This is a genomic window from Alloalcanivorax gelatiniphagus, assembly GCF_005938655.1.
Lineage (GTDB): Bacteria > Pseudomonadota > Gammaproteobacteria > Pseudomonadales > Alcanivoracaceae > Alloalcanivorax > Alloalcanivorax gelatiniphagus.
On the sequence record NZ_VCQT01000019.1, the window covers coordinates 55,697 to 73,062 of the forward strand.

A 17,366-nucleotide genomic window follows, 5' to 3' on the forward strand; every position below is an offset into this window, starting at 1 on the left:
TCACCCGCGATCTCATTCAAGCAACCGCGCCAGCCGCCGCCGCAGCGCCTCGTTTTCCCGGCGCAGACGCTGATTGTCCTCCGCCAGCTCCAGGGCCAGGGCCACGCCGTTCCAGTCCATGGCCAGGTCCCGATGCAGGCGGGCGGCGCGGCTGACCACCACCACCACGGTTTCATCGAACAGCCAGTGCGGGTCCCGTGCCTGGGGTTCGATAATGCCGAGTTCCACGATTTCGGTGACCGTGGCCACCGGCAGGGCGACCCGCTGGGACAGTTCACCCAGGGTCAGAGAACGGATGCGGTTGCTCATACCATCACTCCCAATCCGCGCGCGGGTCGAAGCCGCTGTGTTCGGCAAGCTGCCGCCACAGGGCCTGGCTGTGTTCGTCGTTGTGGTCGGGCATCACCACCTTGAGCACGGCGTACAGGTCTCCCGGTGCTTTCTTGCCGTTCAGCCCCTTGCCCTTGAGCCGCAGCCGCCGGCCGTTCTGGCTGTTGGCGGGCAGGGTGACGCTGATGCGCCCGCTCAGGGTAGGCACCGACACCTTGCCGCCCAGGGCCGCTTCCCAGGGCGCCACCGGCACGGTGACGATCAGGTCGTGGCCGTCCACATCGAACAGCGGGTGGGGCACCAGCCGTACTCGCAGGTACAGATCGCCGGCCTCGCCGCCGCCGGCGCCGGGGGCGCCCTGGCCCTTGAGGCGGATGCGCTCGTTGTCGCCGGTTCCGGCGGGAATGGTCACGTTGAGGGTGCGCTCGCCGACCCGGATCTGCTTGCGGGTGTCGGCCACCGTGTCCTCCAGGAACAGCGGCATTTCCACTTCCAGGTCGCGGCCCGGCCGGGGCCCGGAGGAGCGCTGCCGGAAACCGCCGCCGAACAGGGATTCGAAGAAGTCCGAAAAGTCCCCTTCGCCCTGGAAGTCCGAGCCGCCGGAGCCACCCTGGAACCCCTGCCAGCCCGGCGGTGGTTGAAAGCCACCTCCGCCACCGCCGCCTTGCTGGTATTGGCGCAGGCGGTCATACTCCGCCCGTTTTTCCGGGTCCTTGAGGGCGTGGTAGGCCTCCGACACCTCCTTGAATTTGCTTTCGGCGTCGTCGTCGCTGCTGACGTCGGGATGATACTGGCGCGCCAGCTTGCGGTAGGCGCTTTTGATCACCTTGTCATCCGCGTCTGGCTCGACGCCGAGGATGCGGTAATAATCCTTGAATTCCATACTCGCCGCGACTCCCGTGCCGCTGTTGCCGATCAGTGTCCCTTTTATGGCGGCGCCGCGGCCTTTTACAAGCCTTTACCGGGTGGGCGGGGCCGCTCTTCAAGAAGCGATGCTATCTTAGGCCCATCTTGGGGTTTTTGACGAAAATCAGCGAGTTGAGCCAGGGAGAAGGAGAGCCGCTTGAAGATTCTCGATAGCACCTTGTTTTATACGCAATCAAGCGGCGGGGTGCGCACTTATATTGATGCCAAGCGTCAGGCGCTGCTGCGCCGTGACGGCATGGGCCACAAGGTGGTGCTGCCCGGCGCCGGGGTACGCTTCGAAGAGGATTTCATCCAGTTGCCGGCCATGCCGCTGCCGCTGGCGCCGGGTTACCGGTTCCCGGTACGGCTGGGGCTGTGGGCCAACGTGATGGCCGGTTTGCAGCCGGACGTGATCGAAGCCGGCGACCCCTATTCGCCGGCCTGGGCCGCCCAGCGCGCCGCGCGCATGCTGGACGTGCCGGCGGTGGGTTTCTACCACTCGGACCTGCTGTCGCTGATCCACCATCGGGTGGGCGCCTTTCTGGATTCCGGCACGCGGGCCTATATCCGCCGTCTGTACCAGGGCTTCGACCTGGTGCTCAGCCCCAGCCAGGTGATGGCGCGGCGGCTGGCGGAGTGTGGCGTTGAAGACGTGCAGGTGCAGGCCCTGGGCGTGGATCTGAACGCCTTTCATCCGCGCCGGGCCAAACCCGATGCCCGCCGCACCCTGGGCATCGAGGACGACCGCCCGCTGCTGGTATTCGCCGGCCGTGGCACCCAGGAGAAAAACATCCCGGTGCTGCTGGAGGCGATGCGCGCCTTGCCCGACTATCACCTGCTGCTGATCGGCACCGGCCTGCAACCGGAGGCGCCGGACAATGTGTCGGTGATCCATGAATTCTGCCCGACCCCGGAAGTGGCCGGCTGGATGGCGGCGGCGGATGCCCTGGTGCACGCCGGCGACCAGGAAACCTTCGGGCTGGTGGCCCTGGAAGGCATGGCCAGCGGCCTGCCGGTGGTGTGCGCCGATGCCGGCGCGCTGCCGGAGGTGGTGCCGGCCCGTTGCGGTCGCCATGCACCGGCCAACAACGGCGGCGCCTTCGCGGAAGCTATCCGTGATCTGTTCGAGCACGACGATCCGGCGGCGCTGGGCCGTGCCGCCCGGGCCCACGTGGAAGCCCGGCACAGTTGGGACACCGTGGTGGACAGCCTGCTGGGCCACTACCACCGGGTGCTGGGCGTTTACGATCAACCTGTCTTGGCGCGAACCCATGAATCCCATCCCTGACGATCCCCGGGCACCGGCGTTCATGCTTTCCCTGCATGACGTGGCGCCCCACAGCTGGCCGCTGTACCGCGCGTTCCTGGCGGAGCTGGAGCGCGAGGAAGAGGGCGGTGAGCTGCGCTGCACCCTGTTGGCGGTACCCAATTTTCACCATGACGACCTGGCCGAACGGCACCCGGCGTTCTGCCGGGCGCTGCGGGCCCGCCAGGACGCCGGGGACGAACTGGTGCTGCACGGTTACTACCATGAGGACGACGGGCCGCCGCCCCACGGGCCCGCCGGCCTGCTGCGTCGCCGGGTGCTCACCCACGAGGGCGAGTTCTCGGCGCTGAACCGGGGCGAGGCGGCGCGCCGCATCCGCGACGGCCTGGCCATGTTCTACGGCCAGGGCTGGCACGCCGATGGCTTCGTGCCGCCGGGCTGGGTGACCAACAGCGAAGGCCGCAACGCGATCCGCGAAGCCGGCTTCGCCTACCGCACCGACGGCGGCGCCATCTACCGGCTGCCGGACGAGCGCCGCTGGCCACTGCCGACCCTGGTGATGTCCTCGCGCAGCGCCTGGCGCCGGCGCCTGTTTATCCTGCTCAACCGGTGGCGCATGTTCTACTACCGCGGTGCGCCGATTCTGCGCCTGGCGCTGCACCCGGTGGATCTGCGCCATGAAGAGAGCCGCCGCTTCTGGCTGGACACGGTGCGGCGCCTGCGCCGGCAGCGGCGCACCGTGACCAAGCGCCGCTGGCTGCTGGAACAAAGCCGGTTCGAGCAGCGGCGAGCGGCGCAGTGAGTCGGCACTGGCGCTGGTTGCTGGCCCTGGCCCTGCTGGTGGGCGGCACGGTGCCGCTGGTGCTGGGCGGGCCGGAAGCGTTCCACGATCTGGCCCGGTTGCCGCTGGGCTGGTTGCTGCTGCTGCTGGCGATGATCGGTCTGTGCTGGAACCTGAACGCCTGGCGCCTGCGCCTGATGCTCAACGGCCGGGCGCCGACCCTGGGCCACGGTTCCGCGCTGATCACCACCGTGGCCACCGAGTTCAGTCTGAACGCCACCCCCGGGGGCAGCGGCGCGCCGTTCACACTGGCCGCCCTGTTGTCCCGCCATGGGGTGGCGCCTTCCCGGGCCACCGCCGTTCTGGCGGTGGATCAGCTTACCGACATGCTGGTGTTCGCCACCTTGCTGCCCACCGTGGCCTTCTACGGCCTGGCCCGCTATCTGGACTGGGGGGCCTGGTGGCAATTGGCGGTGCCGCTGGGGCTGCTCTTGGGCGGACTGGCGGCGGTGGTGCTGACCGTGCGCCACCAGCGCTGGCTGCTCGTGGCCTCCGGCGAGCTGCTCGCCTGGTTGGGCATGCGCCGGCGGCGCCGCTTCCGGCTGGCCCGGGCCACCCTGCGTTTTCGGCGCGGCCTGGAGGAGACCCTGGCGGTGTCCCGGCGCCGGCTGGCGCTGATGTTCGGCCTGTGCATGTTGCACTGGTTGCTGCGCTATTCGGTGATCTATATCGCGGTGCTGGCCCTGGGCCAGCATCTGGATTGGGCCTATGGCTTTTTCGTGCAGATGGTGGCCATGGGCGCCGGCCATCTCACCCTGCTGCCCGGCGGCGCCGGTGGCGCCGAGGTGGCCGGCGCCGCCTTGCTCAATCCCTGGCTCGGCACTGTCACCGCCGCCACCGTGATCGTGATCTGGCGATTCGTGACCTTCTACTGGTACCTGATCGTCGGCGCCCTGCTGATGCTCTACCTCGGCGCCCGCGAAACCCGTCCGCTGATGAGCTGATCTGACAGCGGCGAACTGTTTAACGGTTGATTGAAGTTTCGTTCTCCAGCCGGGACGCAATCACGATGGCGCCGGAAGGGATCGCGACTAAAGTCGCTCCTACAGGTCAACACTGGTCTCCCCAGAGGTGGCTGGGGGTGTTGTAGGAGCGACTTTAGTCGCGATGAAGATGGCGCCGAGGGGATCGCGGCTAAAGCCGCTCCTACATCTCAACACTGGCCTCCCCGGACAGTGGCTGCGGTTGTTGTAGGAGCGACTTTAGTCGCGATAACGATGGTGCCGGAGGTGATCGCGGCTGAAGCCGCTCCTACATCTCAACACTAGCCTCCCCGGACAGTGGTTGGGGTTGTTGTAGGAGCGACTTTAGTCGCGATGAAGATGGCGCCGAGGGGATCGCGACTAAAGTCGCTCCTACAGTTCAACACTAGCCTCCCCGGACAGTGGTTGTGGTTGTTGTAGGAGCGACTTTAGTCGCGATAACAATGGCGCCGGAGGTACAGCAATCCCCAGCCTACGAAGCCGCCACCACCACCCACCCCGGTTCATCGTTGTTGGTACCCGGAACGGTTCCGCTACCTCGGAGCAGAGCCGTGTGGGGACCTTCCGGGACCCTTGAGAACAGGACGTTCGAAAGGGAGCCTACAGGGGTGAGGCAAGCGTGTTGCGAAGCACTGCTTCGCGCGCCGCCGAACGCCGCCCATCTGTGATGGGTGGCCGGGCCCGCTTGCGGGTACTCGCGGCGTTCCCGGAAGGTCCCCACACGGCTCTGCGCCCCGGATAAAGACCCGCTTTTTCAAACGATGCACCAATAAAAAGCCCCGGACCTTGCGGCCCGGGGCACGCCCCCCAAGGGCGAATACGGAATCAGCGGTGTGGCTGGTCTAGAGCGTGTACATAAAGGTGGGTCCGATAAATTCGGCGCCGTTGTCCTCGCCCACCTCGTCGGCCACCAGCCGGTTGGTTTTCTCGTTCATGGCCATGATCAGGGCCTGGTCCGGGTCCCGCCCGGTGGCCAGGTTGTGGAGTTCGTGGGGGTCCTGCCAGGTGTCGTAGAGCTCCAGGTCGTTGTGGGCGTTGAGGGTGTTCCAATCGGTGGGAGTGTGGTGGCTGTCCGGGCTGAAGTAGCGGGCGAACTTATAGCGGCCATCGAACACGCCCCGGTGCAGTCCCCGGTTGCCCAGTTCCGGGCCCAGCCGCAGCTGCTTGAGAAAATCGGCCATCAGCTTCACCGGGGTGATTTCGTCGCCTTCGGTGACCAGCCGGCGGGTGGCTTCCGGGTCGGTGTACAGCAGCACCCCGTAGGCGAACAGCACCCCTTGGTCGTCCCGGCGGGTAGCGCCGCCGTTAAGCACCGGGCTCAGGTCCACCCCGGGGGTGTCGGTCTTGCTCTGGCCCTCGGTGGCCAGCCCCACCAGGGTCGGCAGCAGGTCCAGGGTGGAGCCCAGGTTGGCCACGGTGCGCCCGCCGCGCACGTCCGGGTGGCGGATGATCAGTGGCACCCGGCTGTTTTCCTTGTAGACCATCGGGCCCTTCTGTCGCAGGCCGTGGGCGCCGGCCATTTCGCCGTGGTCGGCGGTGTAGACGATGATGGTGTTGTCCATCTGGCCGCTTTTTTCCAGCGCCCACAGCACCCGGTCCACCTGCCGGGACACGTCGCGCAGGCAGTTGTAGTAGTAGCTTTGGTTGGCCAGCCAGGCGGCTTCGTCGTCCTTGTCGATGTGCCCGTAGAGGGTGTCGATCACATCGGCATAGGAGTGGTGGCACCAGGGTTTGCCGGCCAGGGTTTCACGATGGAAGGAGGCGGGCAGGGGCAGGTGGGTCCAATCCCGGTCGTAGAGCGGGTCGTTGGGCGCCGGTCGCAGCGGCGCCATGAACATGGGATTGGCCCGGGAGCGGTCCTGGGCCTCGCTGGTGGAGAAGAACATGATGTCGTGGGGATTGACGAAGTTCACAGCCAGCAGCCAGGGCCGGTCCAGTTTGCCGCTGTCGCGCAGCAGCCATTGGCCGGCCTCGCCGGACACCATGCGATCGGCCAGATAGCCCTGCCATACGGAGCCGTGCACGTCGCCGGTGAGGTTGTAGTCGTGGAAGCCGTAGGGTTCCAGGGCCTGGCGCCGGCTGGGGTAGCTGCCGTACATCAGGCCGGGGCCGTCCTCGATATCGGACAGGTGCCACTTGCCCTTGTAGGCGGTGTGGTAGCCCAGGGCCTGGAACACATGGCCCAGGGTCGGCAGGTCGGTGTTCAGGGTGGGAAACGGCGGCGCGTGCAGGTTGGCGGTCATGCCGGTGTGCATGGTGTGCTGGCCGGTGTACATCACCGAACGGGACGGCGAGCAGGGCGAGGTGTTGGCGTGGTACTGGGTGAAGCCCACGCCCCGGGCCAGCAGCTTTTCGTGGGCCGGCAGGTCCAGCTCGCCGGGCAGGTCCGGCCAGCTTCTTTCCTGATCGGAGACCAGCAACAGCACATTGGGGCGCTTGCCGGCGCCACCGGCGGCGGCACGCAGGGCCGGCGCGGTGCCCAGGGCGGCGGTGCCCAGCGCCAGTTGCTTGAGCAGGGTGCGTCGGCTGAAGGACGTCATCGGCTTGGTCTCGGCGATTTCTCGTTGTTTTTTTGAACGATGGGCGGGAGTATGGCGCCATAACCCATTACTCGGGGTTATATATCCATGCCTTCGGCGCCGGCCGAGGCTGCCAAGGCCGCCGCCGGGCGGCACCGAGAAGCCCCGGGAGGGCCCATGTGGCAATTGCAGCAGTTGGTTCAGTTCCGCGCGGTCTATGAGCACCGCAGCCTGTCGGCGGCGGCGCGGGCGCTGGGCGTCACCCAGCCGGCGCTGAGCCGGGTCCTGCAGAAACTGGAGGAGGAGCTGGGCGCGCCGCTGTTCCAGCGCCATACCCGTTCGTTGCGTCCCACCGAGTTCGCCTCCGTGTTGTACCGGCAGGCGTCACGGGTGCTGCACGAGAGCGCCGGCCTGGACCAGATGGTGGAGCGCTTCCGCCAGGGCCGGGAGGGGCAGGTGCGGCTGGGCTGCGGGCCGTTCGTGCCGGACTTGCTGTCCCGGGAGCTGGCGCTGGCCATGGAGCGGGCCGGGCTGAAGCTGCATCTGGATGTGCACACCGACCATTTCGAGGCCCTGCGCGAAGGGTTGTACGGCTACCGCTATGATTTTCTGCTCTACGACGTGCGTGGCCGGGCCAATCTGCCCGACCTGGACGACGCGGTGGTGGAACCGTTGCTGGACCTGCCGCTGAGAATGGTGGCGCCGGCGGACTGGCTGCGCGGCGAGGCCCGGGCGGCGCTGGACTCGGAGGCGGCGGCGCTGGCGTTCGTGGCCGGCCGGCCCTGGGCGATGCCCCGGGTGTCGCCGGATTACGGCCGCCAGGCGGCGCCCTGGTTCCACCGCTTGCTGATGGAGCGCAATGGCGCTGAATTCCTGATGCCGACGCTGAGCGCCTGTGTGGGGCTGTGCCGGGCCGGCCACGCCCTGACGCTGGCGCCGGACGCACTGATCCGCGAAGAGCTGGCGGCGGGCTGGCTGGTGTCGCTGCCCCTGGATGTGGGCGCCACCGCCCACACCTGCGCCTACCGGTTGCGCTCGCGGCCCCTGTCCCAGGCCGCCGGCCGGCTGTGGCGGCTACTGGCGGAGGGCGGCCTGGGGCTGCGCGAGCAGACCGTTATACCTTAGGCGTTATACCTTAGGCGTTATACCTTAGGCGTTATACCTTAGGCGTCACGCCAATCCGCAACAGACTGATCAGCGCCGCCGCCAAGGAGAAGCCGGCGGCCATCAGCAGCGCCGGGGTGATGGCGTCGTCCATCAGGCCGAACATCAGCGCGGTGAGGGCCGCGCCCAGGGTCTGGCCAAGCAGCCGGGTGGTGCCCTGCATGCCGCCGGCGCCGCCACTGCGCTGGCGCGGCGCGGAGCCGATGATGGCGCGGTTGTTGGGGGCCTGGAAAAAGCCGAAGCCGAACCCGCACAGCGCCATGCAGCCGAGAATCACCCCCAGCGGTGCCTGATTGGAGAGCACCGCCAGCAGCACCAGACCCACCACTTTCAGCAGCAGCCCCAGCGAACACAGGATGCCGATCGGGTAGCGGTCCGCCAGCCGCCCGGCGATGGGCGCGGTGACCATGATCGCCGCCGGCCAGGGGGTCATCAGCAGGCCGGTCTGCACGGCGCTGTAGCCGAGCACGTCGTGCAGATAGAAGGGCAGGGCGATAAAGGCGGCCATCTGGCTGGTGAAGGAGCAGAACGAGGTGCCGATGGCCAGGGCGAACGGGCGGATACGCAGCAGATCCACCGGCAGCATGGGCGACGGCTGGTTCAACTGGCGGCGCACCAGGGCGGTGCCCACCAGCAGGGCGGCGGCCAGGGCGGCCATCGCCGGCAGCGGCGACAGGCCATGGGCCAGGCCGTCCACGGCGCTGACCAGCAGGCCGATGGCCAGGGCGTTGAGCAGGGCGCTGGGCCAGTCGAAGCGGCGCGCATCGGTGGGGGTGCGCGGCAAATTGCGCGAGGCCAGGTACAGCGCCAGCAGGCCCAGCGGCACGTTGAAGGCGAACAGCCAGGGCCAGTCGGCCACCGACAGAATGCCGGCGGCCACCGTGGGCCCCAGGCCGGAGGACAGCGCCACCACCATGGCGGTGAGGCCGATGCCGCGCCCCAGGGAGCGGGCCGGGTAGATAAAGCGCACCAGGGCGGCGTTGACGCTCATTACGCCGGCGGCGCCCAGGCCCTGGAAAAACCGGGCCACCGCCAGGGTCACCAGGGAATCCGCCAGGGTGCAGACCAGGGAAGCGACCACGAACAGGCCCAGGCCCAAACGGTAGATGCGGCGGTAGCCGACAATGTCGCCCAGGGACGATAACGGCAGCAGGGTGGTGGCCACCGCCAGCAGGTAGGCGTTGACCACCCACACCACCTGGGAGCGGCTTACGTCCAGACTGTCGGCGATGGTGGGCAGGGCCACGTTGACGATGTTGCTGTCCATCACCGACATACCGATGCTGGTGGCGATGGCGAGCATGGCCAGGCGGCGTTGCCGCGCCGGCAGACCGTCATGCTCGGGACGGTCCTCCAGGGAACTGCTTGCGGCCAAGAAAGGGCCTCCCGGTCGGGTTCAGGGTCGGCCCGTCATCATACGCCTTTATCGGCGGCGGTGCTCCGGTCGGTGGCGGCGCCGGTTAACTCTTGGCGCCGCTTTGCAACGCCTCGCGGACCGCCGCCGGGGTGATCGGCAGATGGCGCAGACGTACCCCCACCGCGCTCTCGATGGCGTTGGCGATGGCCGGCGCCACCACCGTGGTGCCGGGCTCGCCGAGCCCCACCGGAACCTCGGTGCTCTCCACCAGTTCGATCTCGATGTCCGGCGTGTCGATCATGCGCAGCGGGGTGTAGCTGTCCAGGTTGGTGTTGCGCACCCGGCCGTTCTTGAACTCGGTGCCTTCATAGAGCGCCATGGATACACCCCACAGGGCACTGCCTTCCACCTGGGCGCGGGCGCCGTTGGGGTCCACCACGGTGCCGCAGTCCACCACCAGCCAGACTTTGTGCACCGACACCCGGCCGCTGTCCCGGTCCACGCTCAGGTGCACCGCGCCGCCCACCCAGGTGGGCATGCTGCGCGACTGGCCGTAGGTGGTGGCGATGCCGATGGCGCTGTCCTTGGGCAGGTCGTCGCGGCCATAGCCGGACAGGGCCGCCACCCGTTTCAGCACCGCCGCCTGACGGTGGGCGCCGCCCACGGAATTGGGCGCCTGGCCGGCGTTGCGACCCTCGGCCTTGAAGTGGTTGAGGCGGAAGCGCACCGGGTCCTCGCCGATATGGCGGGCGGCTTCGTCCATAAAGCTCTCCACCGCGAAATTGATCCAGCCCGGGGACACCGAGCGCAACCAGCCGGGGCGGAAGGTGTGTTCGGCCAGCTCGTTGGAGATGGCCCGGGCCCGTTGCGCGCCGACGCCGTACCAATGGTCGATGCCGTCCGAGGAGAACGGGTCGTAGGGCTCGCCGTTGGTGCCCTTGGGCATGAAGGAGGGGATCATCACCTTGGTGGGCCAGCCGGACGCCACCGCGCTGTCCATGCCCACCACTTTTTTGTCGCCGTCGAAGGCCATGCGCAGGCGGGACAGGGTGGGGGAGCGCACGCTGTCGAAGTGGCTGTCGTCGGCACGGGTCATGATCATCTTCACCGGCTTGCCGTCCAGCGCCTTGGAGGCCAGCGCGGCGGGAACCGCATAGTCGCCGTTGAGCCGCCGGCCGAAGCCGCCGCCCAGCAGGTAGGTGCGCATCACCACCTTGTCCTCGTCCACGCCCAGGGCTTTTTGCAGCCAGGGCAGGCACAGGGACTGCCACTGGTTGCCGGTGTGCACCTCCCAGACCCCGTCGTCGTTGCGGAATACCAGGGCGTTGGCCGGTTCCAGTTGGAAATGCAGCACCGTCTGGGTGCTGTAGTCCGCCTGGAAGGTGTCGGCGGCGTCCTTGAAGGTGGCATCCACATCGCCGGTGTCGCCGGTGTCCATGATGGCGCCACTGCCGCTGTCGTCGATCAGACGCCGGTTCTCGGTCTGGATTTCCGCTTCACCCACTCCGGTGGCGTCGCCGGTGTTGTAGGACACCTTGATATGGCGAGAGGCCTTCAGCGCGGCCCAATGGTTATCGGCGATCACCATGGCCCAGCCCGGCGCGGTGCCGGACGGATCATCCAGCTTCAGGGTCTGCTGGTAGCCCTTGATATCCTTGGCGGCGCTGTCGTCGATGTTGGTGATGGTGCAGTCGTAGCGGGTCGGCGGCAGGATCGGCACGGCGTGCACCATGCCCTCCACCTTGGCGTCGATGCCGTAGATCGCCTGGCCGTTGGTCTTGGTGTCGATGTCCAGGGCCTTCAGGTCCTGGCCCAGCAGGGTGAGCTGGTCGTGGGGCTTGAGCGGCAGGTCCTTGAGTTCGTCCTCGCTGAATTGGCGGTCCAGCCCCTGTTTGACCAGTTCGCCGAAGCCCATGCTGCGGCCGCCGGCGCTGACCCGGCCGTCCGCCACGGTCACCGCGTCCGCCTTGATGCCCCACTGGGCGGCGGCTTTTTCCGCCAGGGCCAGGCGGCCGGCGGCGCCGGCGCGGCGGTAGACCGGCCAGCTTTGCCAGACCGACCAGCTGCCGCCGGTGACCATGGTGCCCCACTTGGGATCGCTGTCCACGTGCTCGATGTGCACGTCCTCCCAGCGGGCGCCCAGCTCATCGGCCAGGATGCGGGCGATGGCGGTGCCCACGTGCTGGCCCATTTCGGCGCGGATCACATTCACATTGACCCGGCCTTCGGTATCGATCCAGTACCAGATGGTGGGTTCGAAACGTCGCCCGGCGGCCTCCAGGGGCTGGCCGTCGGCGGCTTCCGGATTCATCGCCGCCAGACCGGCGCGGGGAAAACCGAACACCGCGCCGGCGGCGCACATGGACACCAGGAAGCTGCGCCGGGTAAGGCGCGGCGTCGCCGGAGCGTGGTCGGGTAAGCGGCGTGGATCAACCATGGGCGCTGCCCTCCTTCATGGCGGCGGCGGCATCACGGATGGCGCCACGGATGCGCGTGTAGGTCATGCAGCGGCACAGATTGCCGGTCATCACCGCGTCGATGTCTTCGTCGGTGGGGTTGGGCATGTCCTTGAGCAGCGCGGCGGCCTGCATGATCTGGCCGGACTGGCAGTAGCCGCACTGCGGCACCTGCAGTTCCCGCCAGGCCTGTTGCAGCGGGTGGCCGCCATCGGCGTCCAGGCCCTCGATGGTGGTGATCTCGGCGCCGGCCACATCCTTCAGCGGGGTGATGCAGCTGCGGGTGGCGTGCCCGCCCACATGGACGGTGCAGGCGCCGCACAGGCCGATGCCACAGCCGAATTTGGTGCCGGTGAGGCCGGCCAGATCGCGCAGGGCCCACAGCAGCGGCATGTCCGGGTCCGCGTCCAGGCGGACCTTTTCTCCATTAATGGTGCACTCGATCATGGTGGTGTCCTCGTCAGTGCGTGCCGGCATGGGCGCGCAGGTCGCCCACCCGGGCGGGCAGATCCGGCCAGGACGGCAGGTCCGTTCGGCTGGCGCGCAAATAGGCGGCGATGGCGGCGATCTGCTGGTCGCTGAGCGCGTCACGGAAGGCCGGCATCACCACGCCCTGACTGCCTTCGTCCGACGGCACCCCGTCCAGGATCACATGGATCAGGTTGGCCGGATCATCCAGCCGCACGGCGGAGTTGATGCCCAGCTCCGGGCGCGTCGCTTTCAGATCGTCGGCGCTATCGTTGTAGTGGCAGGACGCGCAGGCGGTGGCGTACAGGCGCTCGCCATCGTCGAGACGGTAGGCCGGGTCCGGCTTGCCGGCGGCCACGCTGGCCTGCACCGGCGAATAGTCCGGCTGTGGCTCGGCGCCGCTGTCGCCGTCCCGGGCGATGCTGGCGAAATAGACGCCCAGGGCCTGCAGGTCCGGGTCCGACAGTTCGGCCACCCCGGCGTGCACCACCGGCCCCATGGGACCGGCGGCGATACCGTGGTAAGCCTCGGCGCCGTGTTTCAGATACAGGGTCAGGTCGGCGGCGGTCCAGCGCACCGCCGAGGGATTGGCGCTGGTGAGCGCCGGGGCCACCCAGCGGTCGATGGTGGCGCCGGCGTAGCGCCGGTCACCGTCCTCGGCGCCCAGGGCGTTGCGGGGCGTGTGACAGGCTCCGCAATGGCTGATGCCCTCGGCCAGATAGGCGCCCCGGTTCCAGGCATCGCTCTGGTCCGGGTCCGGTTGATAGCGGCCGAAGTCCACGAACAGCAGCTTCCAGCCGGCCTGCAGGAAACGCAGATTCAGCGGGAACGGCAGGGTGTTTTCGCGGGTGCTTTGTTTTACCGGTTCCACTTCGCTCATCAGGTAGGCGTAGAGGGCGTCCACGTCCTGGTCGGAGAGCAGGGTGAAATGGTTATAGGGCAAGGCCGGGAAGAGATGCCGCCCCTGGCGGTCCACGCCCTCGTGCATGGCACGCCGGAACGCCTCCGGCGACCAGCTGCCGATGCCGGTTTCCGGGTCCGGGGTAATGTTGGAGCCATAGATGGTGCCGAAGTCGCTGACCACCGGGTAGTTGCCGGCATAGGGTTCGCCACCGGCGGCGGTGTGACAGGTGCTGCAGTAGCCCGCCCCCGCCAGCACCCGGCCCCGCTCGATGGTGTCGGCGTCGAAGGCCGGGCGGTCCGCCGCCGCCATGGCCGGCAACTCCGGGTGCCAGGCGTAAAACGCGAATGCGCCCGCCACCACAACGCCCACTACCACCAGGGCGAGGAAAATACGTTTGATCATGGTGTGCCCCTTGCAGACCGATCCGGCCACCAACATACACCCGCAGCCGGTGTGGGCCAATATTCCCGGACACTTCCCAGGGTTTTGTTTTGTGAACCGGTGCCGGAACGGGCGCCCCCGGAACCGGTCCCAATATTCAAGCTTTTACCCTCGCCCGGGACGGCATCGGTTATCGTTTCCGTACCCTCGGCCCTTGGCACAAGGACCCACATTTCGATGAAACGCAGAACCCTGTTGAAGAGCGCCCTGGCCATGGCGGCCTGGTACGGCCTGCCGTCCGCGCCGCTGTTCGCCGCCGCCCGCGCCAACGCCTCAACCGCCGAGGCCTCAACCGCCGACAACCCCCTGGCCGACGGCCAGGCACAGCCATTCAGTTTCGACGGCCTGCGGCGGCGGGCCCGGGAACAGGCCGCCAGGCCCTACCGGGATGGCGCCCGGCGGTTGCCGGACACCCTGGCGGCGCTGACGCCGCACCAGTACAACGAGATCGGGTTCGACCCGGGGCGGGCCCTGTGGCGCGGGCAAAGCGACCAGCTCAACGTGCAGTTCATCCATGCCGGCATGGCCTTCGACCAGCCGGTGCGGATGTACTCGGTGGACCCGGACAGCGGCCAGGCCCGGGAGATTCATTTCCGTCCGGAGCTGTTCGACTACCACCGCGCCGACGTGGACGTGGCGCAGCTGGGCAGCGACCTGGGCTTCGCCGGCTTCCGCGTGTTCAAGGCGCCGTCCCTGGACGAAAAGGACATCATCTCGTTTCTCGGTGCCAGCTATTTCCGCGCGGTGGACGGCTCCTACCAATACGGCCTGTCCGCCCGGGGCGCCACCGTCAACACCTTCGCCGAGGGCGAGCAGGAGGAGTTTCCGGACTTCACCCATTTCTGGTTCGAGACGCCGGCCCGGAACGCCACCCGGTTCACCGCCTATGCGCTGCTGGACTCGCCGAAACTGGCCGGTGCCTATCGCTTCGTGATTGATTGCGGCGACGACGGGGTGGTGATGGACATCGACAGCCACCTGTTCCCCCGCGAGGCCGTCAGCCAGCTGGGCATCGCGCCGATGACCAGCATGTTCAGCTGCGGTGGCCACCAGCGGCGGCAGTGCCGCACCCTGCATCCCCGGGTGCACGACTCCGACCGGCTGGCCCTGTGGCGGGGCAATGGCGAATGGGTGTGCCGGCCGCTCAACAACCCGCCACGCATTCAGTTCAATGCCTTCGGTGACCACGACCCGAAGGGCTTTGGCCTGCTGCAGACCCACCGGGACTTCGACGATTACGAGGATGTGATCGGCCGTTACCACGACCGCCCCAGCCTGTGGGTGGAGCCCAAGGGACAATGGGGCGACGGTGAAATCCAGCTGCTGGAATTGCCCACCACCGGCGAGACCATGGATAACGTGGTGGCGTTCTGGAAGCCGCGACAGGCGATCCAGGGCGGCGAGGCGCTGAGCTTTGGCTATCGGCTGCACTGGGCCGCCCGGGCGCCGGTGCACACCGAGCTGGCGCGGGTGCGCGCCACCCTCAGCGGCATGGGCGGCTTTCCGGAAGGCTGGGCCCCCGGCGAGCACTATCCGGAGGTGTGGGCGGAACGCATCGCGGTGGACTTCGTGGGCGGCGAGCTGAAGGCGTTGTACGACGCCGATATCGATGTGGACACCCAGTTGGATACCTCCGCCGGCCAGGTGAAGGACCTGCATGTACTGTGGGTGAAGGACCTGGACGGTTTCCGCATTCTGTTCGACTGGTACCCGGACAGCGACGCCACGGACCCGGTGAACATGCGGCTCACCCTCAGTGCCCGGGGCAAGGTGATCAGCGAGACCTGGCTGTTCCAGTATTTTCCGCCGCCGAAGGAAGAACGCCGGTTCCCGCCGTTCCCCGGTAGCCAGGCGTGAGGGGGCCCCGTCACGCCCGGATGATCATGCTCCGGTGTAGCCGAAACGCCGCGCCACCGGCGCGGTGATCTCCTCGATCAGGGCACGCTCGCGCTCATCGAACCGGGGCTGGTAATAGGTGGGGGCGTGCAGCCCGCTGGCCAGGCGCTGGCGTTCCGGGTCCGATAGCGGCAGTTCGGCGTGCCGGAACACGCCGGCCAGGGTGTGATCGGCGTCGCCGCAAAGATCCTCGTAGCGCACCACCAGGGCGGCCTGGCCCAGGGCCCGGTCGGCGTCCAGGGTGTCCGCCACCTGCCGGTAGACCGCCGTCCAGTAACGGGCCCAGCCTTCCACTTCCTGGCCGCTTTGCCACAGGGCGGTGATCCGCGCGGTTTCCCCATCGTTGCCCATGTTGATGGCGCGCCGGTCGAGGCCGAATTCGTAATGGCCCACCCGCCGCATATGTTCCAGGGCACGGGGTTCGGCGGTTTCGCCGGCCACGAACAGGGCTTGCTGTTTCATCAGCGAAGCGATGTGCCAGACCGGGTCGCGGATCATCACCAGGAAGCGGGCGTCCGGATAGAGACGGTGCAGATAGCCGAGCCGGGCCAGGTTGTAATTGCCCTTGGCCAGATAGCGGCGGCGCTCCCGGATCGCCAGCAGCTTGCGGATGTGTTGATCGTAGAACGCCTCGAAGTCCGGGTGACGGTCGTCGCGGCCCAGCACCGAGCTGTGGTCGGGATCGTGGGCGTTCGGGAAGAACGCCATCCACAGCATTTCCTCGAACGCCTCCGGACTTTTCGAGGTCACCTGAATGCCATCCTTATGGGCCCGCTCGCGGGCCTCCTCGTGGGCGCCGGGCACCAGTGACAGCCAGCGATTCCACCAATAGGGAATCGGCAGGAAGGGAAAGTCCGCGTAACGGTGGGAGGCCACCTCCGGGTGGCCGGCCAGATGTTCCAGCACGATGGTGGTGCCGGAGCGCGCCAGGCCCGCCACGTACAGGGGCCGGTCCACGGTCAGGTCTTCGATGGCGTCGGCCACCGCCCGGGTCTCCAGATTGCCCAGCTTGATCCAGGCGCGGGGGTGACGGTGCACCCAGCCGCCGGCCAGATGCATCCAGGTGGCCACCTGAAAATCCGGGTCCTCGGTGCGGTCCGTGCGTGCGGATGTGTTCATTGGATTTTCGCCCATCGGTAGGTGAGCAGGGAAACGATCAACATGATCGGGAAGAACACCGCCAGCCAATGGCGCAGCCAGCCCGGGCCGAACGGCAGGTACTCCGGTTGGGGCAGGGCCAGGGTCACCCGCTGCACGCCGCTGTCCTCCGGCAGATAGCCCAGCGGGTTACTCACCAGCCAGTTCCACCAGTGGCGCTGTTCCACCACCGGAATCGGCGCGGTGACCGGCACTTCCGCCACCTGGCGCTGGCCCTGGCGGACCTGGATCACCGGCGTGTCCCCGCCGACCGACCAGTGCGCCTGGTAGTCCGCCGGCGCCGCCTCCAGGGCCGGCGGCTGGCCCGCCGGCGGCAGCCGGTGCGCGTAGTGGCCTTCGATCCAGGTGAGCAGGGCCAGCAGCGGCAGGATCGAGATCAGCGTGGGGATCACCACCAGGCCCAGATGCCGGAAGGCGGTGACGAACTGGTCGCGGATCAGGGGGCCGGCATCGCTGAATTCGCCGTCGAACCCGTTCAGCGCCCGGCGGGCCTCCCGGGCGGCGCGCTTGGCATCGCCGATGCGCCTCTGCGGTGACAGCCACTTGTACAGAAACAGAGTGCCGACACCGGCCACGGCCGCCCACACCGCCAGCCGTGCCACCGCCGGCAGCAGTGTGGCCAGGCCGGTGTCGACCAGGGCGAACAGCGGGGCGGGCAGATCGAACAGCGCCATGG

The 17,366-nt window shown here is 68.0% G+C and carries 14 protein-coding genes; 5 read left to right on the forward strand and 9 right to left on the reverse strand.

Annotated elements, in window-relative coordinates:
* Positions 1 to 12 precede the first annotated feature (12 nt).
* Together FGS76_RS04055 and FGS76_RS04060 are read right to left on the reverse strand one after the other, a co-directional pair.
* Complete coding sequence (locus FGS76_RS04055; protein WP_138771354.1) at positions 13 to 309, reverse strand: chaperone modulator CbpM; 297 nt, start codon at positions 307 to 309, stop codon at positions 13 to 15.
* Positions 310 to 313: 4 nt separating this feature from the next.
* Complete coding sequence (locus tag FGS76_RS04060; protein WP_138771355.1) at positions 314 to 1,213, reverse strand: DnaJ C-terminal domain-containing protein; 900 nt, start codon at positions 1,211 to 1,213, stop codon at positions 314 to 316.
* A 180-nt stretch (positions 1,214 to 1,393) separates the two neighbouring features.
* Here FGS76_RS04060 and FGS76_RS04065 point away from each other — a divergent pair, with 180 nt between their 5' ends.
* Genes FGS76_RS04065 through FGS76_RS04075 form a run of 3 tightly spaced genes read left to right on the forward strand, consistent with a single transcriptional unit; the run spans position 1,394 to position 4,288 of the window.
* Entirely contained in the window at positions 1,394 to 2,524 is a 1,131-nt protein-coding gene (locus tag FGS76_RS04065) for an N-acetylglucosaminyl phosphatidylglycerol synthase (RefSeq protein WP_138771356.1), read from the forward strand.
* Positions 2,508 to 3,305 (forward strand): N-acetylglucosaminyl phosphatidylglycerol deacetylase, encoded by a 798-nt coding sequence (locus FGS76_RS04070; RefSeq protein ID WP_138771357.1) that lies wholly within the window; start codon positions 2,508 to 2,510, stop codon positions 3,303 to 3,305. Before FGS76_RS04065 ends, FGS76_RS04070 begins: the two co-directional genes overlap by 17 nt.
* Positions 3,302 to 4,288 carry a glucosaminyl phosphatidylglycerol flippase gene (locus tag FGS76_RS04075; RefSeq protein ID WP_170214394.1) on the forward strand — a complete coding sequence of 329 codons (987 nt, stop codon included), beginning with the start codon at positions 3,302 to 3,304 and terminating at the stop codon, positions 4,286 to 4,288. Before FGS76_RS04070 ends, FGS76_RS04075 begins: the two co-directional genes overlap by 4 nt.
* An 881-nt stretch (positions 4,289 to 5,169) precedes the next feature.
* Here the strand turns inward: FGS76_RS04075 and FGS76_RS04080 are convergent.
* Positions 5,170 to 6,867 (reverse strand): sulfatase family protein, encoded by a 1,698-nt coding sequence (locus FGS76_RS04080; protein WP_138771359.1) that lies wholly within the window; start codon positions 6,865 to 6,867, stop codon positions 5,170 to 5,172.
* Positions 6,868 to 7,023: 156 nt separating this feature from the next.
* On the opposite strand from FGS76_RS04080, the gene FGS76_RS04085 reads away from it, so the two are divergent.
* Positions 7,024 to 7,971, forward strand: coding sequence for a LysR family transcriptional regulator (locus FGS76_RS04085; RefSeq protein WP_138771360.1), 948 nt, complete (start codon positions 7,024 to 7,026; stop codon positions 7,969 to 7,971).
* Positions 7,972 to 8,002: 31 nt separating this feature from the next.
* Here FGS76_RS04085 and FGS76_RS04090 read toward each other — a convergent pair whose 3' ends face one another.
* From FGS76_RS04090 to FGS76_RS04105, 4 genes are all read right to left on the reverse strand, one after another.
* Positions 8,003 to 9,385: an MFS transporter gene (locus FGS76_RS04090; RefSeq protein ID WP_240692406.1), complete on the reverse strand. Its 1,383-nt coding sequence runs from the start codon at positions 9,383 to 9,385 to the stop codon at positions 8,003 to 8,005.
* Between the two features lie 85 nt (positions 9,386 to 9,470).
* Positions 9,471 to 11,804: a xanthine dehydrogenase family protein molybdopterin-binding subunit gene (locus FGS76_RS04095; protein WP_138771361.1), complete on the reverse strand. Its 2,334-nt coding sequence runs from the start codon at positions 11,802 to 11,804 to the stop codon at positions 9,471 to 9,473.
* Positions 11,797 to 12,300 (reverse strand): (2Fe-2S)-binding protein, encoded by a 504-nt coding sequence (locus tag FGS76_RS04100; RefSeq protein ID WP_276607922.1) that lies wholly within the window; start codon positions 12,298 to 12,300, stop codon positions 11,797 to 11,799. Before FGS76_RS04100 ends, FGS76_RS04095 begins: the two co-directional genes overlap by 8 nt.
* Positions 12,284 to 13,597 carry a cytochrome c gene (locus tag FGS76_RS04105; protein WP_138771362.1) on the reverse strand — a complete coding sequence of 438 codons (1,314 nt, stop codon included), beginning with the start codon at positions 13,595 to 13,597 and terminating at the stop codon, positions 12,284 to 12,286. The genes FGS76_RS04100 and FGS76_RS04105 overlap by 17 nt, the downstream gene beginning before the upstream one ends.
* Before the next feature lie 216 nt (positions 13,598 to 13,813).
* Here FGS76_RS04105 and FGS76_RS04110 point away from each other — a divergent pair, with 216 nt between their 5' ends.
* On the forward strand, positions 13,814 to 15,493 hold the full coding sequence (locus FGS76_RS04110) for an OpgD/OpgG family glucan biosynthesis protein (RefSeq protein ID WP_138771363.1): 1,680 nt from the start codon (positions 13,814 to 13,816) through the stop codon (positions 15,491 to 15,493).
* Between the two features lie 24 nt (positions 15,494 to 15,517).
* Here the strand turns inward: FGS76_RS04110 and FGS76_RS04115 are convergent, their stop codons facing one another.
* Both FGS76_RS04115 and FGS76_RS04120 read right to left on the reverse strand, forming a co-directional pair.
* On the reverse strand, positions 15,518 to 16,651 hold the full coding sequence (locus FGS76_RS04115) for a sulfotransferase family protein (protein ID WP_205717171.1): 1,134 nt from the start codon (positions 16,649 to 16,651) through the stop codon (positions 15,518 to 15,520).
* Positions 16,648 to 17,364 (reverse strand): hypothetical protein, encoded by a 717-nt coding sequence (locus FGS76_RS04120; protein WP_138771364.1) that lies wholly within the window; start codon positions 17,362 to 17,364, stop codon positions 16,648 to 16,650. The genes FGS76_RS04115 and FGS76_RS04120 overlap by 4 nt, the downstream gene beginning before the upstream one ends.
* Positions 17,365 to 17,366: the final 2 nt, after the last annotated feature.

Excerpts from the sequence above, each read along its gene's own strand:
- FGS76_RS04055 (WP_138771354.1), bottom strand. The coding sequence starts at position 309 with ATGAGCAACCGCATCCGTTCTCTGACCCTGGGTGAACTGTCCCAGCGG.
- FGS76_RS04060 (WP_138771355.1), bottom strand. The coding sequence starts at position 1,213 with ATGGAATTCAAGGATTATTACCGCATCCTCGGCGTCGAGCCAGACGCG.
- FGS76_RS04070 (WP_138771357.1), top strand. The coding sequence starts at position 2,508 with ATGAATCCCATCCCTGACGATCCCCGGGCACCGGCGTTCATGCTTTCC.
- FGS76_RS04080 (WP_138771359.1), bottom strand. The coding sequence starts at position 6,867 with ATGACGTCCTTCAGCCGACGCACCCTGCTCAAGCAACTGGCGCTGGGC.
- FGS76_RS04085 (WP_138771360.1), top strand. The coding sequence starts at position 7,024 with ATGTGGCAATTGCAGCAGTTGGTTCAGTTCCGCGCGGTCTATGAGCAC.
- FGS76_RS04095 (WP_138771361.1), bottom strand. The coding sequence starts at position 11,804 with ATGGTTGATCCACGCCGCTTACCCGACCACGCTCCGGCGACGCCGCGC.
- FGS76_RS04100 (WP_276607922.1), bottom strand. The coding sequence starts at position 12,300 with ATGCCGGCACGCACTGACGAGGACACCACCATGATCGAGTGCACCATT.
- FGS76_RS04105 (WP_138771362.1), bottom strand. The coding sequence starts at position 13,597 with ATGATCAAACGTATTTTCCTCGCCCTGGTGGTAGTGGGCGTTGTGGTG.
- FGS76_RS04110 (WP_138771363.1), top strand. The coding sequence starts at position 13,814 with ATGAAACGCAGAACCCTGTTGAAGAGCGCCCTGGCCATGGCGGCCTGG.
- FGS76_RS04115 (WP_205717171.1), bottom strand. The coding sequence starts at position 16,651 with ATGAACACATCCGCACGCACGGACCGCACCGAGGACCCGGATTTTCAG.
- FGS76_RS04120 (WP_138771364.1), bottom strand. The coding sequence starts at position 17,364 with ATGGCGCTGTTCGATCTGCCCGCCCCGCTGTTCGCCCTGGTCGACACC.